This is a genomic window from Cytobacillus sp. GQ23, from assembly GCF_059758675.1.
In genome coordinates this window covers 1-1,834 of sequence record NZ_JCAXER010000067.1, presented here as the reverse complement: position 1 = coordinate 1,834, position 1,834 = coordinate 1, and the positions used below count along the sequence as shown (strand labels likewise).

The 1,834-nt window shown below is 39.7% G+C and carries 2 protein-coding genes and 1 pseudogene; 2 read left to right on the top strand and 1 reads right to left on the bottom strand.

The annotated features are described in order from the left end of the window. Window positions 1–25: 25 nt before the first annotated feature. Window positions 26–586, bottom strand: a complete 561-nt coding sequence (locus tag AC6CHU_RS25840) for a hypothetical protein (protein WP_159862227.1) — start codon at window positions 584–586, stop codon at window positions 26–28. Window positions 587–1,385: 799 nt separating this feature from the next. Between AC6CHU_RS25840 and AC6CHU_RS25835 the strand changes: the two genes are divergently transcribed. Both AC6CHU_RS25835 and AC6CHU_RS25830 read left to right on the top strand, forming a co-directional pair. Next, the gene (locus tag AC6CHU_RS25835) at window positions 1,386–1,583 is read left to right on the top strand and encodes a hypothetical protein (RefSeq protein WP_236566106.1); all 198 of its coding nucleotides are present in this window, start codon (window positions 1,386–1,388) and stop codon (window positions 1,581–1,583) included. Between the two features lie 116 nt (window positions 1,584–1,699). Further along, a pseudogene (locus AC6CHU_RS25830) lies at window positions 1,700–1,834 on the top strand (toxin C-terminal domain-containing protein); the annotation flags it as partial.

The following is a 1,834-nucleotide window of genomic DNA, read 5'->3' as shown; positions in this document are numbered from 1 at the left end:
GACCTATTTAGGTCCTTCGTTCAGGTTACTGTTTGGTTTTCACTGGCAGTTCCATTGCTTCTGCATAGGCTTTAACCTCGTCCGTCATCATGTCAACGATGGATGCCTGCAGCACTAAATCCGCCATGGGTATCTCATCATTTTCCACAAATTCCTTCGGATGTACGGTAAACATAGCAATCTTCACGCCATCTTGTCGAACATTTATTCCAACCGTGTCTGCTTGCTGAACACTATCTTGAAGCAAGAAGTCATAAGTATCGTTTAACACATGCTGAAATGCCATGCCTTGGTTTGTTTTAGGATTCATATCAATCATGAGTGTAATGTGGTTATTTATTTCAAGCGCATCAGTCACATCAATGTTTTTGGCGTATTGATACATGGACGTATCAATCTTAGCGGCTTCTGCAGTTTCTTCCTCTTTAGCCTTTTCTTCTTTTTCTTCTGCAGGTTCCTTAGCTTTCTCTTTCTGCTCCTGAACCTCTTCTTTTTTTGGTTCGTCTTCTTTGGATGTTTCTTCACCACATGCAGACAACATAATAGCAAGAGTGGCGATGACGAACATCATAATGGATTTTTTCATTTTTGTACCCCCTCTAGATTTATGTATCAAATCCAAATTCCATAATATACCTACTGATTCATGGATGCAACGGAAAAGTTATCTATATCAGCAGATTCAAAGGATTCTCGGTTTGTTCTTAAGTAATTAAATGGGAGGCATTTAAACCATTCACTGTGGCAACGAAGAAAAAATCACCCAAAACTGTGGAACTCGCCCATAAGGTAATTAAAATCCTGGGTGAAATCAGTACGTATCTAAGGGCAGATAAAAGTGAATACAGCATCCGGTATAGTTTCAAAACATCTCTTTGAGGTATTGAAGGGGCAATGAAATAAAACAAAGCAGACTGCATTCCCAGATTAGGGACCTTAAAAAGGCAAATTATCCTCCGGTAATAGAGATTGTAGAGTATACATATTCCTACCCCCAGTAATAAAGAAATAGTGAGTAATCCTATGCTATACATTTTCAATTCCAACCACCTCCAATTTAAACCTAATCCTATTTTGTTATTAATTACATCTTGTAAAATCTACTCATAAATGAATTGACCAGGGCTGTTTTCCATGGTGCAATGAGTGTGTATCTTGATCGTTTTCTCAATACACCGTCTGCAAGAAGACCGAAGCCAAAGGATGAAGAAACTGAACCGAAGAATCATTCAGAATTATTGGAGATGATGAATCAACAGTAACAAGTTTCAGAATCTGCAAGATGGGTAGTAAATTACCTGGCACGCGGCGGTGATAAAAGTCAACTCTTAAATACGCTGGGACACGCTTTACTAAGGGAGGATGCAGAGTTTCATTCATTTCAAATGTATGAAGCGGCAATAATCGAACATGATCATTTGGAAAATGAGGATTCCGAGTTTGCCAGGTATGCACAGGAAACATTGATTCTCGCGGTAACACGTTATCTGGCAGGCCATGCCCCAACTGCTAGGGAAATGCCGCATACAGCAGATATTGCCATGCGCCTCCATCGTGGAGAAAAATTATTTGAAGATGATTGATCAACAAGGGACTATTCCTTCTTCAGAGCGAGAAAGAACAATTGCGCGTATAATGCGAATTAACGTTTTCCTGGTTAAAAAGTCTCGAATCCCTTGGTATATAAGGGGGTCAATACTCACACGGAGCTAAGATTTATTTAAGGGGAAAAGGTAAAGGACCAAAGTATATATCTAGGGATAAAGATGGTCATATTGGTGGAGCGTGGAAGGGAGCAACCTCAATTAAAAACCTCGGTAGCAAAAAGACCAGG